The organism is Streptomyces sp. NBC_01335 (assembly GCF_035953295.1).
Taxonomy (GTDB): domain Bacteria; phylum Actinomycetota; class Actinomycetes; order Streptomycetales; family Streptomycetaceae; genus Streptomyces.
The window spans coordinates 937,415-954,184 of the sequence record NZ_CP108370.1 but is presented as its reverse complement, the minus strand read 5'-3'; the positions used below and the strand labels follow the sequence as shown (position 1 = coordinate 954,184).

Annotated in this window: 15 protein-coding genes; 7 read left to right on the top strand and 8 right to left on the bottom strand. The window is 71.1% G+C overall.

The features are described 5' to 3' along the window. Window positions 1-10 precede the first annotated feature (10 nt). From OG599_RS03810 to OG599_RS03785, 6 genes are all read left to right on the top strand, one after another. On the top strand, window positions 11-979 hold the full coding sequence (locus OG599_RS03810; RefSeq protein WP_327174512.1) for a carbohydrate ABC transporter permease: 969 nt from the start codon (window positions 11-13) through the stop codon (window positions 977-979). After that, entirely contained in the window at window positions 976-1,863 is an 888-nt protein-coding gene (locus OG599_RS03805; protein ID WP_327174510.1) for a carbohydrate ABC transporter permease, read from the top strand. The genes OG599_RS03810 and OG599_RS03805 overlap by 4 nt, the downstream gene beginning before the upstream one ends. A gap of 2 nt (window positions 1,864-1,865) precedes the next feature. Further along, on the top strand, window positions 1,866-2,462 hold the full coding sequence (locus tag OG599_RS03800) for a hypothetical protein (protein WP_327174509.1): 597 nt from the start codon (window positions 1,866-1,868) through the stop codon (window positions 2,460-2,462). Continuing rightward, window positions 2,459-3,565 carry a Gfo/Idh/MocA family protein gene (locus OG599_RS03795; RefSeq protein ID WP_327174508.1) on the top strand — a complete coding sequence of 369 codons (1,107 nt, stop codon included), beginning with the start codon at window positions 2,459-2,461 and terminating at the stop codon, window positions 3,563-3,565. The genes OG599_RS03800 and OG599_RS03795 overlap by 4 nt, the downstream gene beginning before the upstream one ends. A 216-nt stretch (window positions 3,566-3,781) precedes the next feature. Then, window positions 3,782-5,770, top strand: a complete 1,989-nt coding sequence (locus tag OG599_RS03790) for a polysaccharide lyase family protein (protein ID WP_327174507.1) — start codon at window positions 3,782-3,784, stop codon at window positions 5,768-5,770. Window positions 5,771-5,899: 129 nt separating this feature from the next. Continuing rightward, window positions 5,900-6,946, top strand: coding sequence for a family 43 glycosylhydrolase (locus OG599_RS03785; RefSeq protein WP_327174506.1), 1,047 nt, complete (start codon window positions 5,900-5,902; stop codon window positions 6,944-6,946). Window positions 6,947-7,682: 736 nt separating this feature from the next. Here OG599_RS03785 and OG599_RS03780 read toward each other — a convergent pair. The 5 genes from OG599_RS03780 to OG599_RS03760 all read right to left on the bottom strand — a co-directional run bounded on the left by OG599_RS03780 (window position 7,683) and on the right by OG599_RS03760 (window position 12,249). Then, on the bottom strand, window positions 7,683-7,910 hold the full coding sequence (locus tag OG599_RS03780) for a ferredoxin (RefSeq protein ID WP_327174505.1): 228 nt from the start codon (window positions 7,908-7,910) through the stop codon (window positions 7,683-7,685). Window positions 7,911-7,917: 7 nt separating this feature from the next. Further along, window positions 7,918-9,177, bottom strand: a complete 1,260-nt coding sequence (locus OG599_RS03775) for a cytochrome P450 (RefSeq protein ID WP_327174504.1) — start codon at window positions 9,175-9,177, stop codon at window positions 7,918-7,920. An 83-nt stretch (window positions 9,178-9,260) separates the two neighbouring features. Beyond that, window positions 9,261-10,061: a class I SAM-dependent DNA methyltransferase gene (locus tag OG599_RS03770; RefSeq protein WP_327174503.1), complete on the bottom strand. Its 801-nt coding sequence runs from the start codon at window positions 10,059-10,061 to the stop codon at window positions 9,261-9,263. Window positions 10,062-10,069: 8 nt separating this feature from the next. Next, window positions 10,070-11,275: a YcaO-like family protein gene (locus tag OG599_RS03765; protein WP_327174502.1), complete on the bottom strand. Its 1,206-nt coding sequence runs from the start codon at window positions 11,273-11,275 to the stop codon at window positions 10,070-10,072. Further along, window positions 11,272-12,249: an aKG-HExxH-type peptide beta-hydroxylase gene (locus tag OG599_RS03760; protein ID WP_327174501.1), complete on the bottom strand. Its 978-nt coding sequence runs from the start codon at window positions 12,247-12,249 to the stop codon at window positions 11,272-11,274. The genes OG599_RS03765 and OG599_RS03760 overlap by 4 nt, the downstream gene beginning before the upstream one ends. Window positions 12,250-13,290: 1,041 nt before the next feature. Between OG599_RS03760 and OG599_RS03755 the strand changes: the two genes are divergently transcribed. After that, window positions 13,291-13,437: a hypothetical protein gene (locus OG599_RS03755; protein ID WP_327174500.1), complete on the top strand. Its 147-nt coding sequence runs from the start codon at window positions 13,291-13,293 to the stop codon at window positions 13,435-13,437. Window positions 13,438-13,697: 260 nt separating this feature from the next. On the opposite strand, the gene OG599_RS03750 is transcribed toward OG599_RS03755, so the two are convergent. From OG599_RS03750 to OG599_RS03740, 3 genes are all read right to left on the bottom strand, one after another. After that, a complete protein-coding gene (locus OG599_RS03750; RefSeq protein ID WP_327174499.1) occupies window positions 13,698-14,459 on the bottom strand; it encodes an isocitrate lyase/PEP mutase family protein in 762 nt (253 codons plus the stop codon). Between the two features lie 336 nt (window positions 14,460-14,795). Further along, window positions 14,796-15,662, bottom strand: a complete 867-nt coding sequence (locus OG599_RS03745) for a fumarylacetoacetate hydrolase family protein (RefSeq protein WP_327174498.1) — start codon at window positions 15,660-15,662, stop codon at window positions 14,796-14,798. Between the two features lie 57 nt (window positions 15,663-15,719). Beyond that, the gene (locus OG599_RS03740) at window positions 15,720-16,760 is read right to left on the bottom strand and encodes a cupin domain-containing protein (protein WP_327174497.1); all 1,041 of its coding nucleotides are present in this window, start codon (window positions 16,758-16,760) and stop codon (window positions 15,720-15,722) included. Window positions 16,761-16,770 lie beyond the last annotated feature (10 nt).

Below are 16,770 nucleotides of genomic sequence, written 5' to 3'. Positions count from 1 at the left end.
GGATCACGCGATGCCAACCATCGCACGGACCCGCTCCACGGGAGAGCGGGCCGAGTCGCCCGCGCCCGGGGCGCAGGCGCAACCACCCCGCCGGCGACAGCGGAGCGGAGCAGCATACGTCTTCCTGTCCCCCTGGCTCATCGGCGCCGCGCTGCTGACCATCGGCCCCATGCTCGCCTCGTTGTACCTGTCGTTCACCGACTACGACCTCTTCGACACCCCCCGGTGGGTCGGCCTGCGGAACTTCGAGCGCATGTTCACGCAGGACGACCGGTACTGGAACTCCGTCTGGGTCACCGTGAAGTTCGCGGTGCTCTCCGTCCCGCTCAAGCTCGCCGCGGCCCTGGCCGTCGCCCTGCTCCTCAACAAGCAGCGCCGCGGCACCGCCTTCTACCGCTCCGCCTTCTACGCGCCGTCCCTGCTGGGCGCCAGCGTCAGCGTCGCCCTCGTCTGGCGCTCCCTGTTCGGGTCCAACGGTGTGGTCGACGACTTCCTCGGCGCCTTCGGCATCCACATCGGCAGCATGGTCGATCAGCCCCGCTACGCGCTGCTCACCGTGATCGCCCTGGCCGTCTGGCAGTTCGGCGCACCGATGGTGATCTTCCTCGCCGGCCTGAAGCAGGTGCCCGGTGAGCTGTACGAGGCCGCCGCACTGGACGGCGCCGGGCCGGTCCGGCGTTTCTTCTCCGTCACGCTGCCCATGATCACTCCTGTGCTGCTGTTCAACCTCGTCCTGGAGATCATCCAGGCCTTCCAGTCGTTCACCGGGGCCTTCGTCATCGGCAGCGGGCGCGGCGGGCCAAGTGACTCCGCGCTGCTCTACACGCTGTACCTCTACCAACGTGGCTTCAACAACTTCGAGATGGGCTACGCCTCGGCCATGGCCTGGGTGCTCCTCGTCGTCATCGCGGTCATCACCGTCCTGCTGTTCCGCAGCTCGCGGAAGTGGGTCTTCTACGCCGGGGAGGGAACCCGATGAGTGTCCAGGCCGTGACCCCCGCCCCCTCTGCCGGCGTCGCCGGCCCCCGACGGCCGACCGCGCGCTCCGTGCTGTGGCACGTGGCGGTCATCGCCCTGGTACTGGTCCTGATGTACCCCGTGCTGTGGCTGGTCTCCAGCTCCTTCAAGCCGGCCGGCGAGGTCCTGACCAACCTCTCCCTGCTTCCCCACCGGGGGACGGCCTCCAACTACAGCCAGGTGTTCGGCGGCGTCGCCGGCTACAGCGTCTGGCAGTACTTCGGCAACTCACTGCTCGTCTCCGGACTTGCCGTGATCGGCAACGTACTGTCCTGCGCACTGGCCGGATACGCCTTCGGCCGGCTGAAGTTCCGGGGGCGCGGGCCGCTCTTCGCCTTCATGATCGCCACGATCATGCTGCCGCACCATGTCGTGCTGATCCCGCAGTACATCATCTTCCAGAAGCTCGGCATGGTGAACACGTTCTGGCCGCTGGTGCTGCCGAAGTTCTTCGCCACGGACGCCTTCTTCGTCTTCCTGATGGTGCAGTTCGTGCGCGGCCTTCCCAGGGAACTGGACGAGAGCGCCACCATCGACGGCTGCGGCCCGTTCCGTACCTTCTGGTACATCATCCTTCCGCTACTGCGGCCGGCCGTCATCACGACGTCCATCTTCACCTTCATCTGGACCTGGAACGACTTCTTCAGCCAGCTGATCTACCTCAACGACCCGTCGAAGTTCACACTGCCGCTGGCCCTGCAGATCTACGTCGACCAGACCAGCCAGTCCGCCTTCGGGCCGATGTTCGCGATGTCGGTGCTGGCGCTCGTCCCCATCGGGCTCTTCTTCGTCGCCTTCCAGCGCTTCCTCGTCGACGGCGTCTCCACCTCCGGCCTGAAGGGCTGACCATGCAGACCACAGCTCTACGGGCCACCGGCCGCGAGCCCCGCAGCGGGCTGACGCGCCGTCTGGAACTCCTGGCCGAAGTGCTTTTCGTCGGCGTTCTGGTCAGCATCGCCTCCGTGCCCCTGGTGACCTCCCTCGCCGCGGCGGGCGCCGGTGCGACCCTGCTGCGTGAGATGGCAGAGACGGAGCGAACCCCCACCGTGCGGCGCTTCGGGGCGCTGATCGCCAAGTCCCTCCGGCAGCCGGTCGTCACACTCGCTCCCACGGCCGCCGTCACGGTGGCGAGCCTGGACCTGCTGGCACTGGCCGCCGGGGTACCCGGGGGCCGGCCCGTCGGCGTGCTGACCGCGCTGGCCCTGGGGTGCGTCGGGCTCGTCGGCCTCCGCGGCGCGGCGCGGTGGCGGCCGGCCTCGCTCTGGCGGGACGCTCTGGGCAGCGCCGCCGAGTCGGTGCCGCGCGACTGGAAGGGCAGCCTGATGCTGGTCGGCGCCATGGTGGTGCTGGGCGTAGTCGTCTTCGAGGTACCGGCTTTCGCGCCGGTCCTCCCCGGACTGCTGGTCCTGGCCGCAGTCGCCGTCGAAGGAAGGAGGCCCAGGTGACCAGGACCGTCGTGCTCGCAGGCGCGTCGGGGTACGGTGCCACGTACCTGCGTGAGATCGAGGAACTCGAAGCACGAGGGCTCGTCCGTCTTGTCGGGCTGTGCGATCTGCGGCCTCTGGACGCGGACGCACGCTTCGCCGGACGGCCTTTCGACACCCGTCTCGACCGCCTCCTCGCAGCGACCCGGCCCGACGTGGCCATCGTCGCCACGCCCATCCACACCCACCTGCCCCTGAGCCGGCAGGTACTGGAGGCCGGCTGTCACCTGCTGCTCGAAAAGCCGCCCGCTCCGAGCGCCGCCGAATGGCGAACCATCCGGACACTGGCCCGGGACAACGCGCTCAGCTGCCAGGTCGGCTTCCAGAGCCTCGGCTCCGGGGCCCGCACCCGGCTCGCCGAACTCATCGCCGCGGGCGGGCTCGGAGAGATCCGGGGCATCGGCTGCTACGGCGCCTGGTCCCGCGACACCTCCTACTACCAGCGGGCGGTGTGGGCGGGCCGACGCGAACTCGACGGCGTGCCGGTGGCGGACGGCGCGCTCACCAACCCGTTCGCACACGCCGTGGCCACGGCCCTGGCCCTGGACGGCAGCACCGGCTGGAACGACATCACCGCCCTGGAAACGGAACTCCTGCGGGTCCGCGACATCCAGGTCGACGACACCTCCTGCCTCCGGCTGAGGACCCGGAACGACACCGTGATCACCGTCGCGGTCACCCTCGCCGCCCGGACCCCCGAGGAACCGGTCGTCGTCGTCCACGGAAGCCGGGGCAGAGCGGAACTCCACTACACGCGCGACCTCCTGGTGCTGGACGGCCGGCCCGAACAGTACGGTCGCACCTCCCCGCTGGTGAACCTCCTCGCCCACCTGGACGACGGAACGGCCCTCCAGAGCGACATCGACGCCTGCGGCGCCTTCACCCGGGTCCTCGAACACGTCAACACCTCGCCCGCGCCCCGCCTGATCGACGAACGATGGCTCACCCGCGAGGGCGAAGGCCCCTCGGCACGCGTACACATCCCCGGCGTGGAACAGGCCGTCCGCGCCTCCGCCGAGAACCTGGCGACGTTCGCCGAACTTGCCGCGCCCTGGGCCGTCTGACCCCGCAACCCCGGCCGGGGCCCTGATCACGCGGCACCCCCCGGCGTCCGTCCACGTGACGACGACACCGAGTACCCGGATCCGGCCCCGAGCGGGCGCCCGGCGGCCCAGGCACCGGCGCCGCCGCCCTCGCACGCGTCACCCGCGGGGAACTCACCGGCGTCACTCGTCGACGCCGACCTTCATCACAGCAACGAAGCTCGAAGGGAAACAACCATGTCCTCTCCGATCGCCCGGCGCACCGTACTCGGCCTCATGGGAGCCGCGGCGCTGACTCTCCCGCACGCCACCGCCGCCATGGCCGCAGGCCCGGCACGCGCCGCCGCCGGACCAGACGTCACACTCGTGGACAACGGCAGCACCGCCACCCTGGCGAACGGCCTCATCCAGTTCACCGTCGTCAAGGCCACTGCTCGGATCACCGATCTGCGCCTGCTCGCCGGACCCCAGGCGGACAGCAGCACCAACCTGTTCGCCGGCGCACACGGCAACGGCTACACGGAGTTCAACTACTCCGGCGCACCGAAGGCCGTCACCCTCACCGGAGCCGTCTTCAGCGTCGTCTCCCGGACGCCGGACCGCGTCGAGATCTCCATGCTCGCCGACGACCCCGCCCAGCTGGGCTTCTACGTGGACATCCGGATGGCCGTCGAGCGCGGCCGGCCCGGCATCTACAACTACTGGATCGTCAAGTACCCCGAGGACATGCCCGACGGCCTCACCCTCACGCAACTCCGCTACGCCTACGCCGCGGACACTCCCGCGTTCCGCTGGTTCGTCGTGGACGACGAACGCGGCATCCAGCAGCGCCCCACCGCCGAGGAGCTGAAGGAGGCCGTCACCCTCCAGGACTCCACCGTCGTCCTGCCCGACGGCACCCTCTACTCCAAGTACCAGAACAAGTCGAACCTCGAAGGCGACAACCACGTCTTCATGATCTCCGACGGCAGAGTAGGGCTCTCCCTCGTACAGGCGAGCAAGGAATCCTTCGGCAGCCCCACCCGCCAGGAACTGACCTGCCACGACTACTACGACGGCATGATCCTCCTCTGGCACCCGGTCGCCAGCCACTACACCGCGAACGTCGAAGTCTCCAAGGGCTGGGAGAAGGTCTACGGTCCCTCGTACCTCCACGTGGGCGGGGCCGCCGCCGGAGACGAGAGGGCGAACGTCGAAGCCCTGTGGAAGGACGCCAAGCAGGCCGCAGCAGTGGAGCGGGCGCAGTGGCCGTACAAGTGGATCACCGACCCCACCTATGCCGCCGCCGACCGCTCCTCGGTCAGCGGCAAGCTCTCCGTCGCCTCGCTCGGATCCGTCGAGAACGGCTGGGCCCTGCTCTACCAGCCCGAGCCCGACCGCGAATACCAGGAGATCACCCTCGACGGCGACGACTGGCAGTACGCCGGCCGCGGCTACGTCTACGCCGCCAGGATCGCCCCGAACGGCCGCTTCACCATCCCCGCCGTCCGGCCCGGCACGTACACCCTCGCCGCGTTCGCCAGGGGCGCCCTGGGCGAATACCGGCGCGCCGGGATCGAGGTCCCGGCCTCGAAGAGCGTCCAGTTGGGTACCCAGGTCTGGAAGCCGACCAGCCACGGCAAGACCCTGTGGCAGATCGGCACCCCGGACCGCACCTCCCAGGAGTTCCACATCCACGGGGGCGAGGACGGCTACTTCAAGACCCTCACCTGGCTCGAGTACCCCTACGAGTTCCCCGAGGGCGTCGACTTCAAGGTCGGCGTCGACGATCCCGCCACGCAGTGGAACTACTTCCACCCCGCGGTACGGACACCGGGAACCCCCGCCCAGCTGCAATGGCGCGGAACCACCCCCGACGACACCCTCGAAGCCTGGAAGATCCGCTTCGACTCCCGCTCCTACCGACGCGGCACCGGATACCTCGACATCTCCCTCGCCGCCTCAGTCTTCAGCACCCTCGCGGTCACCCTCAACGGAAGCCCGCTCGCGTCCTTCACACCCGTCCCCGGAGTACGAGGAGACGGCAGCTCCTACCGGCTCGCCGCGCGGGCGGCACACCGCACCATCCCCACCATCACCTTCCCCGCCGACCTCATCCAGGACGGCGAGAACGTCCTCACTCTCGCGCCCGTCGACCCGGCACAAGCCCCCACCTCCGACAACTGGATGCAGCCCATGTCCGGTGTCATGTACGACGCGATCAGGCTGCAGGTCGACCGGGCCTGACCCGGCTCCGCCGTGCGGACCACGCCGGCCGGGGTGCACGGGCACTCCGGCCGGCGCTTCCTCCGGCCCCACGCGAACCCGCCGTCACGGGAAGCGCCGTCCCCGATCAACGCAAGGAAAGAGCACAGCATGTACGACTCCATCCGCCCGGGCCGGACCTGGCTGGACACCAACGGCAACCGCATCCACGCGCACGCGGGATCCGTGCTCCACGAGGACGGCACCTTCTACTGGTACGGGGAGAACAAGGAGCACTCGAAGCCGGGCGACAACGTCTGGACGTGGGGGATCCGCTGCTACTCCTCGACGGACCTCTACAACTGGACGGATCTGGGACTCATCATCCCGCCGGATCTCGACGACCCCGCATCACCACTGCACCCGTCCCAACTGATCGACCGTCCGCACATCGTCCGCAACCCCCGCACGGGCACGTACGTCTGCTGGCTCAAGATCATGGGGGAGGGGGACCAGCAGCTCTGCACCGTCCTCACGGCGGACTCCCTGCTGGGCCCCTACGAGGTCGTCCGCACCGGCTTCAGCCCGCTGGGCATGTTCGCCGGCGACTTCGACCTCGTCGTCGACCCGGTGGACGGCAAGGGCTACTACTACTTCGAGCGCGTCCACAGCGAGATGATCTGCGCCGACCTCACCGACGACTTCACGGACGTGACCGGCTACTACTCGACGCACTTCCCCCACCCCCACCCTCCCCAGGTACGCGAAGCACCCGCCCATTTCCGGCGCAACGGCAAGCACTACCTGATCACCTCCGGCACGACGTGGTACTTCCCGAACCCGTCGGAGGTGGCCGTTGCGGATACCTACCACGGCCCGTACACGGTGCTCGGGAACCCCCACCCGGGGGCGGCCACCAGCACCTCGTACCGGTCCCAGATCAGCTCCGTCTTCAAACACCCGGCCCACGAGGACCTCTACATAGCCCTCGCCGACCGCTGGCTGCCCGGCCTGTCGGAAGAGGAGTCCGACCAGAACGCGTCCTTCGTCGAGCACTACTCCGCGAAGGCGGCCGGCCGGACCGTCGAGCCCATGGACCTGCCGGATCCGGACACCTCCGTCGCCGACTACGTGTGGCTCCCCATCCGCTTCGACGGCGAGACGCCCGTGATCGAGTGGCAGGACGAATGGCGGATCGAAGACGTCGATCCGCAGTGATCGAAGAGGCGGACTCCAAGTCCCAACCCTGGCCCGAATCCGCCGGGCCGCACGTGTACCGCTGATCATGGGCGTCGACTTCGACGCCCGGACGGCATGCTTCTCTGGGGGTCCGGCTGCGGTCGTTCGGTGGATGTCGAACGCACTGGTCACCGCCTCACTTGGTCAAACGTCGCACCGGCGTGAGAGGTGCGCCTTACACTCGCTGCGCGACGAAATGAGAACGAGAAGCATGCGCGACGACGCTCGGCAAAGCAACAGCAAAGCGGTCGGATAAGCGCAGGTCGCGAAGGGGTGCTCTCCGCGCGAGCGGAGGTGAACCGTGAGTTTGTTGTCCGCGGACAACAAACCACCAGTGCTCTCCGCGCGAGCGGAGGTGAACCGTCCACTGTCCGCCCTGCACCAGCAGGCAATGCTCCCAGTGCGGCCACACCGACCGGAACGACCGCGACGACCGGGCAACCTCCGTGCAGCCCCTGGTGTTTCCGCTGATGGGCTTGGCGCAGCAGGATCCCGACCCGCCACGCGTCGCTCCGGGCGAAGTCGTTCGGGCCAGCTCTTGGCCGTACGCGTCGGCGTCGTACGGCTCGGTGCTCTCGCGGCCCACCAGCTCCACCCGTGGGACCCGGCACCCGCGCACGCGGCCGAGGGCCGGTGACCGTAGACACTCGTGGCAGCGGGCCGCCGCGCCCGTCTGACCGGTGTTCCGCTCCCGTGCCCGTGCCCGTTTCGGCCGTCACCCCTCGGCGTGCGGGGGAGCCCCTTCCGGCGGCTCTTCCCGCAGAGCGATTGCCTCCATCGGGCAGAGCAGCACCGCGTCCTCGACGCGCTCGTCAGGTCCAGCCGCACCGGGCAGCAGGCGGGAGCGGCGGTCGGCGTCGAGGACGAAGTGTTCGGGGGCCGTTGCGGCGCACATCCCGGAACCGATGCACAGCTGCCGGTCGAGGATGATCCGGGAGGTCATCGGCGCGTCACCAGGCGACCGGAAGAGTGCGCGGGGCGCGGGTGATCCGGTCGCCCTTCCAGGCGGGCGGCGCGGCCGCGTGGAGGGTGGGGAATCGGCGGGTCAGGGCGGTCAACGCCTCTTGGAGCTGGATGCGGGCGAGTTGGGCGCCGACGCAGAAGTGGGCGCCGTGGCCGAAGGCGAGGTGCGCGGGCGCGGCCCGGGTGAGGTCGAGCAGCTCGGGCTCCTCGTACACCGTCTCGTCGTGGTTGGCGGAGGACATGAGCGCGATGACGGTCTCCCCTTCGGCGACCGTCACATCTCCCAGGCGCACGGGCTCGGTGGCGACCCGCATGTTCGACCCCACGCTGGCCTGCGCGTACCGCAGCAGCTCCTCCACCGCGCCGGGGACGAGGCCGGGATCGCGGCGGAGCAGCGCGTACCGCTCCGGCTCCGCCCCCGCTCGCCCGGCCGTCCCTGGCGGATTCTGGAGCAGGAGATGGACGAGACCCGCAAGCCGGTCCGCCGTGGTGCCGTAGCCTCCGGCCAGCAGCACGATGCAGAAGGAGATCAGCTCGCCTTCGCTCAAACGGTCCTCGTCGTCCCTGGCCGCGATGAGGACACTCAGCATGTCGTTGCCGGGGTGGGCGCGCTTCACCGCCAGGAGCCGGGCGAGGTAGTCGCTCATCTCCGCCACGACCGCGCTGACTTCGGCGTTGCGCGCGGTGACGCTGCGCAGGATGTTGTCCCAGGCGTCGAGGCGTTCGGCGTCGACCCTCGGCGTACCGAGCAGATCGCAGATGACGGTCAGCGGCAGGGGCCGGGTGAAGTGCGGCACGAGGTCGGCACCGGGACCCTGCTCGGCGACATCGGTCAGCAGGGAGTCCGCGAGCCGTGCGATGTCCGCCCTCATCGCCTCCGTCCTGCGTGCGGTGAGCGAGGGCGCGACGAGCTTGCGCAGCCGGGAGTGCTCGGGCGGGTCGGCGGCCAGGATCGAGTCGGGCAGCGCTGTGCGCCTCGGGGCGCCCCCGCCCGGTCCGGCGGGACCCCGGCTCGCGCGCCTTCGGCTGAAACGGGGGTCGGCCAGCACCTTGCGGACATCGGCGTGCCGCGTCACCAGCCAGGCGGTGCCGCCGCTGGGCACCCGGACCCGAACGACCGGCTCCCGTCTGCGGAGCTCGGCCAGTTCGGGGATGGGGCCGAGCCCCTCGGGCACCTTCAGGGGAAAGGACCGCAGGGTTTCCCGGGGTTCCCCACCCGTTTCCGTACGGGCGTCGGTCTCGGTCATCGTGCCTCCAGCGGTGTCGCGGCGTTGGCCGGTGGGCCTGCGGTCGGCGGACTGCGGGCCCGTCGTGGGTGCGGTCGGGCCGGTCAGGCGTGCTCGTACACCGAGACGTGGTACGCGCTGTCGCGGGTGAAGGGCGCGCCCGCCCAGCTTCCCCAGCGCTCCTTGAGGCGCAGCCCGGCCCGCCCGGCCATCAGGTCCAGCTCGCCGTGGGCCGCGTACCGGAACTCGACCCGCAGGTGCCGGGTGGAGCCCGCCTCGTGGATGACGTAGTGCGAGCGGTACCGCTGCGCCGAGGCGTCGATCCTGCGGTAGCAGAGCACCAGGTGGTCCTCGCCCTCGGAGACGACCTCGGCGCCCTGCGCGTGTGCGGCGAGCTGCTCGGGGACGTGCGCGTCGAAGACGAAGAGGCCACCGGGGGCCAGACGGGGCACGACCTTCTCGAAGCAGCGTGACTGCGCCTCCTGGTCGGGCAGTTCGAAGAAGGTTCCCGCCGCGAGATAGACGACTCCGAACTCCCCGGTCACCGGGACCTCGGAGAAGTCCCCCAGCGTGACGGGGACTTCGGTGCCGCCCGGTTTCTCCCGGAGCTGCCGCACCATGGCCGGGGAGCCGTCGATCCCGTGCACGTCGATCCCGCGTGCGCGCAGCGGGAGCGCGATCCGCCCGGTGCCGATGCCGAGTTCGAGCACCGGTCGCCCGGCACCGGCGAGTGCGGCCAGGTCGTCGAGCGCGTCGACGGTGGACGCGCTGATGTTCGGCTTGCCGAACCAGCGGTCGTAGTCCCCGGCGAACTCGGCGGCGTACGCGGGCCCGGCGATCCGGGGCTCCGCGCGCGGCGGCTCGGCGTTCACGGACCCGTGGTCCGGGGGCACGATGGTGGCCATGGGGGCTCCTAACCAAAGGGGTGGGGGTGACCGGGACCCGTACCGCTGGGCAACTGCCGCGCGCCGGGGGCGAGTACGCGCACCACCCGGACTCCCGCCTCGCGGGCGGGCCTCCCGGTGGTGTCGACGAGCACCACGTCCCGGCCGGTGTGTCCGGCGAGCACGCGGACGGGATCGACGGCGCCGGACCCCGGACCGGCGTCGGCGTCGGCGGGAAACGGCCGCTCCGCGGGCACGTCCGGGGGCGCGTCCGGTGCCCCCGCGGGAGGCGCCTGCGAGGGGCCGTCGCCCGACTCCCGCGCCACCCCCCACAGGCGCAGGCTGTCCTGCCGGTGGTACGCCCACAGCGCGTGCTGCACCGCGGTGGTGGGCGGGCTCTGACCGCGCCACTGCTCCCAGGTGCGACGGGCGACCTCGGTGCCCATGCTCCAGCGCACCATCAGCGCCTCGTACACCGCCTTCTCGACCAGCTCGGGCACCGAGGTGCCGGGGCCGCAGCGAGCCCCGAAGGTCTGGCCGGTGCCGTCGACGCGGTGCACGCAGGCGACGGCACAGGCCGCCCCGGCGGGCGCGGGCAGCAGAAAGGCCGTCACCAGGAACGCCTGGTCCCGGGCGAGTTCGGCGAGCGCCGGGGGCAGCACCGCCCGGACTCGGCGCGGCGCGCCCTCGGTGAGCCCGAACCAGCTCCTGCGTACGAGATCGCGTTCCAGGACCTCCCAGGCGGCGTGCCGGGCCGCCGCCTCAGGGTCCGGGTGCGAGGCGACACCCGTGGAACCGGTCCTGGGCAGGCGCTCACAGCCGGGCGGCGGGCGGTGCTGGAGGAACGCGGCGCCTGCCGCGACGAGCACGGGCTCGCCCCGGTGCGTGCGCCCGCGCACCCAGAGCCGGCGCCCTTCCGGACGCTCCTCCGGTGCCAGTACCAGGACTCCCGCACCGGCCAGCTCGTGGCGGGTGCCGACCGTCCCCGCGGGCGTCCCGGCCGCCGCCTCCGCCTCGCGCCCGGCGAGGACGTTGCCGAGCCGCTCCAGCAGCTCGCCCCGGGCGCCGAGCACCACCCGGTCACGGTCGTGCCCGGCGGCGCTGCCGACCAGCACCGACGCGCCGCCCGCCGCGCTCGTACCGTCGAAGGCGGCGGACCGGGCTGCGACCCGTGCCATCAGAACACCCGGGTGCGCGGGCCACGGCGTGAAGACCTGCGGTGTCCATGCCGTCATGCGGCGGACCGGAGGATGACGGCGCACTCGTCCAGGACCCGCACGCCCTCCTCCGTCAGGGCGCCCGCGTGCACGGACAGGGTCGCCACGGCCTGGAGCCCGCCCTTCCGCAGCAGCGCGCGCCGCGCCCCGGCCGCCGAGGCGCCGTCCCACGATCCGGAGCCGGCCGACCCGCCGGCCACCAGCCGCCGGTAGAACTCCACGCTCCGGGCCAGAACCACCACCTGCTGGAACAGCCCGGTCAGCGGCCTCGGATCCGCGCGCAGCGGAGTCGCCACCAGGATCTCCGTCCCCCCTGCCCCGCGCGGCGCCCCCTCCGGGCCACCGGCCGGCACCAGGAACGGCCTGCGGGAAGCGGCGGCATTGCACCGCGTGTGGGTGCCCTCGTGCACGAGGGCCTCGGCGCAGCGCACCACCCCGGGCAGCCCGTCCCGGCCGACGGCGAGGCGGCTCCGGTTGAGGAGGACGGCACCGTGGATGGTGAAGTCGGTGTAACCGTCGATCGCGTCGCCGTCCAGCAGGGCGACCTCGGCGACCGTCTCGCGGGTCTCGTCGGCGCTCTGCGGCCAGACGGTGTCCAGCACCTCCAACGCCTCGACGAGCACGTCGCGTTCGGGTGTCCGCCACTCCGCGACCTCGGCCGTCACGGGCTGCCCGTCGGGTCGCGTGCGAGGTGGGATGGAGCGCAGGGCCCGTGCCACGCTGCGGTGCAGATGACCTCGGGGAACGGCGGGCGCACAGCCGGAGGCCGGCAGCCGGTCGAACCCGGCTGCCGCGGCCCGCAGCCGGTCGGCGTGGAGCGGTCCGGCGCGCAGTTCGCCCTGCACCCGGTGGACCACCTCGACGGCCGCCGGGTGGCGCAGCCGGGCGTCGGGCGGGGCCTCGACACCTGCCCGGTCCAGCACGGCCCGCATCCGTCCCAGGAGGGCCGCCCGGTCGCCCGCGGCTTCCCCGGCATCCGGCTGAACGCGCATGAGAGTCCCCTTCTCGCTGTCCTTTGTCCCCCGCCTCGGGGCGCCTCCCCCAAAGGGGTGTCCCTGTCCGGGACGGCAGCGTGCGGCGGGCCCGTGAGCCCGCCGCACGCGCGCCTTGCCGGCTGTTCCCCTGCTGTCCGGCAGCTCTGCCGGGCGGGGGATCAGTCCGGGACGTCGATCATCAGGGCGAACTCGGGAATTTCCTCTTCCTGGACCTCTTCGACGTGCTCGGTGCCCTCGTTCATCGCGGACTCCCTTCGCCTCACCGGCGCCCTCGCTCTCGAAGGGCGTTCACCGGCGGATCCATCGTTGGGTGGATCGCCCGTTGGCGCCAAGTGCGCCTGGATACGCACCCGTACGCACCGGCCGATGTCCTGATGTCCGGAATCCTCCTTGCCCGCACACGAGATCACCCCTCCCATCCGGGCCGCCACTCCGCCACCCTGCGAGAACCGCCCCGCGACAGACGGATTCACTCCGCCCCCGCACCCGGCAAGCCCGCCTTTCCCGCCGAGGCGCCCCACCGGCCGGGCCGGGAGATGGCCAGGAACGGCCGCCGGGCGGGTCGGCCGCCGGTCAGTCCTCGGCCGGCGGTGTCGCCACCCGCCCTGTGAGCGCTGCGGGGATGTGCGCACCTGGGCCACGCGGGCGTCCAACTCGTCGCGCGGGGGCGCTGGCTCGCGGCCGACGATGCTCCCGAGGGCGTTGCCTCCGCCCGGGCGGCCGCATGGGGCCGTCGCCGGATGGGTCGCCCACCGCTACGGGACGAAAAGCGCAAGCGTCCCGTGGGCGGATACCGGGCCGGTAGCCGGCGCGGAGCCCGGGACGGGCTGGTGGGACGCTGTGCCGGAAACAGCAGGAAGTACTACCGCGGTGGGAGGGCCGGTGTCCGAGGTGCCCGCACACCGTGACGAGGAGGCCGCAGGGCCTTCCACCACTGGCCTGACTTCTCAAGACGGGAGGGTACGAAGCGTGTTCTCCGACCCGCGCACCCACACGCGCAAGTGGGCTGCAAGGCATCCCATCCGTACAGGTTTGATCATGGGCGTGCTCTTCTGTCTCGTGGAGACCCTGGCCACCACGGACGTTCTCGGCTCCCTACCGTTCGCCGTCGCGATCGCGGCGGTCTTCACCCTGACCGCCTTCAGCGAGAGGCGGCGGCGGAAGAAGCGCAAGCTGCCACTCTGACGGACGACGGGGTGACGGCAAGGGCCCGCTGCCGGCCCCTGCCGTCGCCGGACATCCTCTGCGCAACGAATCCGGTCGAACCGCGCCGTGCCGGTGGGGGAGACGCAGACGCGAGGCCCACGCCCTTCCCTGCAGCTCGGTCGGCCCGCCACCCGCCTGCGTCCTGAGTCCCGATGCGTCCTGGCTGGGGCGATGGGGCCGGACGGGTGCGCCCCGCGCGACAGGGCGCCCCATCGAGGACCCGCCGCACGCTCAGCCCGTCAGGGAGCCCACGGCCCGAGCACGCTCTTCATCGCGTCGGTCATCGCGACTTGCAGCAGCGGGCCGTAGGTGATCCTGCCGACACCGAGGCGCCGGAAGCGTTCGAGGTCGTGCTTGACGGGATGAGCGGTGGAGTTCACCGGGACGCCTACGGAACCAGTCACGGCCAGGAGCAGATCGTCGTCGTCCTGGATACGCACGGGGTAGAGGCTGTCGGCGCCGGCTTCCTCCATGGCCCGCAGGCGCTCGATCACCTCGTCGAGGACATCGGCGGGTTTCTCCGCGAGGAGGAAGAGGTCGGTCCGCCCGTTGATCCAGACCGGGATCCCCGCGTCGTCGGCCGCCGCGCGCAGCCCGGCGATGTACCGCGCGTGCTCGTGCGTGCTGCGCACGCGTCCGCCGTCGGAATGGACGGTGTCCTCAAGGTTGAGACCGACGCCGCCGGCCTCGGTGAGTCCGGCGATGAGGTCCACGGGCTCTTGTCCGTACCCGGCCTCCAGGTCCACGGACACGGGGATGTCGACCGCTGCGACGATCGGTCGGACTGCGGCGATCACCTCCTCGAAGGTCTGCCCTTCGTGGTCGTCGGCCCCCCGGGAGGTGGCGAGCGGATGACTGCCGATGGTCAGCGCGGGGAACCCGGCGTCGGCTGCCGTCCGCGCGGACCAGACGTCCCACACGGTCGGCAGTACGAGCGGCTTGTGCTCGGCATGCAGCTGCTTCAGGCGCTGAGCGCGCTCAACGGTGGTGCGAAAGTCCATGACCAGCACGCTACTCCCGGATCGACTCGTCGAAACGATGATTGCGTCGACGGCGTGAGCGGACCCGGTGCGGATCGCGGCGAGGACCTCCTCCTCATGGCGGTGGCCGGGCCTGGGGGAGGTGGGCAGGGCCTCGTGCGCTCCGTGGCGCTGCGTGAGGCCAGGACGGCCTGCGCGGATGACCGGGGCCGCGCTCCCTGCCGCTCGGTAGCCTCCTGCCGTGCTGCCCCGCTCCGGGCTGTCCCCCGGTCGCGTGTGTGAGGTGGTGCTGGTCGGCCGACCGGTAGCCCCGGGGGCCCGGGAGCGCCCGGCACCACCTCGAAGGACGTGTCGCTGTCAGCGCGCCCGACGCCCGGGGCGCTGCTCGTAGGGAACGGCCAGGGTCCCGTCGACGCCCACTTCCAGACGGCCGACCTGTTCGATGTCCAGGACGATCGTGTCACCGTGGGCGAGCGGCCCCACGCCGGCCGGTGTGCCGGTCGCGATCACGTCACCAGGGTGGAGGGTCATGACGGACGACGTGTAGGCGATCAGTTCACGGATGCCGAAGATCAGATCCGCGGTGTTCGTCCGCTGCCGGGTGCCACCGCTGACGTCGCAGCGCAGGTCGAGGCAGTCGGGGTCCGGTATCTCGTCGGCGGTGACGATCCACGGCCCGATCGGTGTGAACGTGTCGAACGACTTGCGTGTGGAACGGTCCTCGCCGGATCGCACGGTGATGTCCAGGACGCAGGTGTAGCCGAAGACGTGGTCCAGCGCGTCGGCCGCGTCGACGTGGCTGGCGGTGCGGCCGATGACGACGCCCAGCTCGCCTTCCTGGTCGGTGCGCTTGTCCGTGTAGGGCAGGAGGACGTCCTGGCCCGGCCCGATGACCGAGGAGTTGGCCTTGAGGAAGACGCCCAGGTCGGAGATGGAGGTGGTGTACTCCATCTCGGCCTTGTGGTCGAGGTAGTTGACCGGCGCCCCGATGATCTTGCCGGGACGGGGCAGCGGCGCCTCCAGGACAGCCTCGGCCAGCGGGACGCGCGCGAGGCCGGAGAGGTCCAGCAGGGCAGCTCCCTCACTGGCCGCGGTCTCGATGTGCCGGTGCAGCGCTCCGGCCGGGCCGGGTGTGCCGGTACCGACGAGTTGCTCGGTCACGTCGACGAGGTCGTCGCCGTCGACGACTCCGAGTCGCCCGTCGTTGAACAGGGCCAGACGCATCTGGGCCTCCTTGCGGATTACGGGATACGGATACGGGATGTCCGGGTGGGGCGCGGTTCAGGCGCCGGGGTCGGCGTCTTCCGCGCGGTACAGGCCGAGGGAGCGCATGACGGGCTCGTTGCTGTAGGAGAACAGGACGGCGTCGTGGGAGGCGGAGTGGTTGAGGTGCCGGTAGGACGCCCAGCCGGGCACGGCGAAGGTGTCGTTCGCGGACCACTCCAGCCGCTCGCCGTCCACGATCGTGGTGCCTTCCCCGCGGACCACGGTGAAGATGGTGGAGGCGGTGTGCCGGTATCCGGCTCCCTGGAAGCCCGGGCGCAGCCGCTGGACGCGGCAGCCGATGGTCGGCATGACGGGGCCGCCCGTCCACGGGTTGGTGTACTCGAGGACGATGCCGTCGACGTCGCTGCCCGCCGCGGTGTCGGAGATCCCCTCCAGAGCGCGTCGGGTCTCTTCCCATGTGTAGCGGGACACAGGGGAGTTGGGCCCGTCCTGGGTGAGCCAGACCGGGTTCAGCCGACCGTGCAGGAATTGCCTTGTGCCGGCGTCGTCCGGGCGGGTCACGGGCTGGAGGCGCTGCGGGTACTTCTCGTAGAAGCCCGCCTCCAGGGCGTTGACGAGGGGGTAGTCGAGGGCGTCCAGCCAGATCATCGGAGCGTCGCCCTCGTGCGTGTGGTCGTGCCAGTGCCAGCCGGGGGTGAGCAGCAGGTCGCCCGGCGACATGAAGACACGCTCGCCGTTGACCGTCGTCCACGCACCGCTGCCCTCCAGGATGAAGCGGAAGGCGTTGGACGTGTGCCGGTGTGCCTGGGCGGTCTCGCCGGGCAGGATGATCTGCAGTCCCGCGTACAGGGTGTTGACGGTAGCGGGTGGATCGGTCAGGCCGGGGTTCACCAGCATGAGCACCCTGCGTTCCGCCTCGTCCAGCGAGAGCGTTTCGGAGAAGTGCAACAGATGCGGCCGCAGTTCCTGCCAGCGCCAGCGGTAGGGCACGGCACGGCTCTTGGGCTGTGCGGGGAAGAGATTGCCGTAGAAGCGCCACAACGGGGCGGCTCCCAGGCTCTCCAGGGCCTTGTAGGCGTTGTCGTCGGTCGTCATGGTGTCCTCC

Excerpts from the sequence above, each read along its gene's own strand:
- OG599_RS03755 (WP_327174500.1), top strand. The coding sequence starts at position 13,291 with ATGGGCGTGCTCTTCTGTCTCGTGGAGACCCTGGCCACCACGGACGTT.
- OG599_RS03810 (WP_327174512.1), top strand. The coding sequence starts at position 11 with ATGCCAACCATCGCACGGACCCGCTCCACGGGAGAGCGGGCCGAGTCG.
- OG599_RS03790 (WP_327174507.1), top strand. The coding sequence starts at position 3,782 with ATGTCCTCTCCGATCGCCCGGCGCACCGTACTCGGCCTCATGGGAGCC.
- OG599_RS03750 (WP_327174499.1), bottom strand. The coding sequence starts at position 14,459 with ATGGACTTTCGCACCACCGTTGAGCGCGCTCAGCGCCTGAAGCAGCTG.
- OG599_RS03775 (WP_327174504.1), bottom strand. The coding sequence starts at position 9,177 with ATGACCGAGACCGACGCCCGTACGGAAACGGGTGGGGAACCCCGGGAA.
- OG599_RS03745 (WP_327174498.1), bottom strand. The coding sequence starts at position 15,662 with ATGCGTCTGGCCCTGTTCAACGACGGGCGACTCGGAGTCGTCGACGGC.
- OG599_RS03805 (WP_327174510.1), top strand. The coding sequence starts at position 976 with ATGAGTGTCCAGGCCGTGACCCCCGCCCCCTCTGCCGGCGTCGCCGGC.
- OG599_RS03770 (WP_327174503.1), bottom strand. The coding sequence starts at position 10,061 with ATGGCCACCATCGTGCCCCCGGACCACGGGTCCGTGAACGCCGAGCCG.
- OG599_RS03785 (WP_327174506.1), top strand. The coding sequence starts at position 5,900 with ATGTACGACTCCATCCGCCCGGGCCGGACCTGGCTGGACACCAACGGC.
- OG599_RS03780 (WP_327174505.1), bottom strand. The coding sequence starts at position 7,910 with ATGACCTCCCGGATCATCCTCGACCGGCAGCTGTGCATCGGTTCCGGG.
- OG599_RS03800 (WP_327174509.1), top strand. The coding sequence starts at position 1,866 with ATGCAGACCACAGCTCTACGGGCCACCGGCCGCGAGCCCCGCAGCGGG.
- OG599_RS03760 (WP_327174501.1), bottom strand. The coding sequence starts at position 12,249 with ATGCGCGTTCAGCCGGATGCCGGGGAAGCCGCGGGCGACCGGGCGGCC.
- OG599_RS03740 (WP_327174497.1), bottom strand. The coding sequence starts at position 16,760 with ATGACGACCGACGACAACGCCTACAAGGCCCTGGAGAGCCTGGGAGCC.
- OG599_RS03765 (WP_327174502.1), bottom strand. The coding sequence starts at position 11,275 with ATGACGGCATGGACACCGCAGGTCTTCACGCCGTGGCCCGCGCACCCG.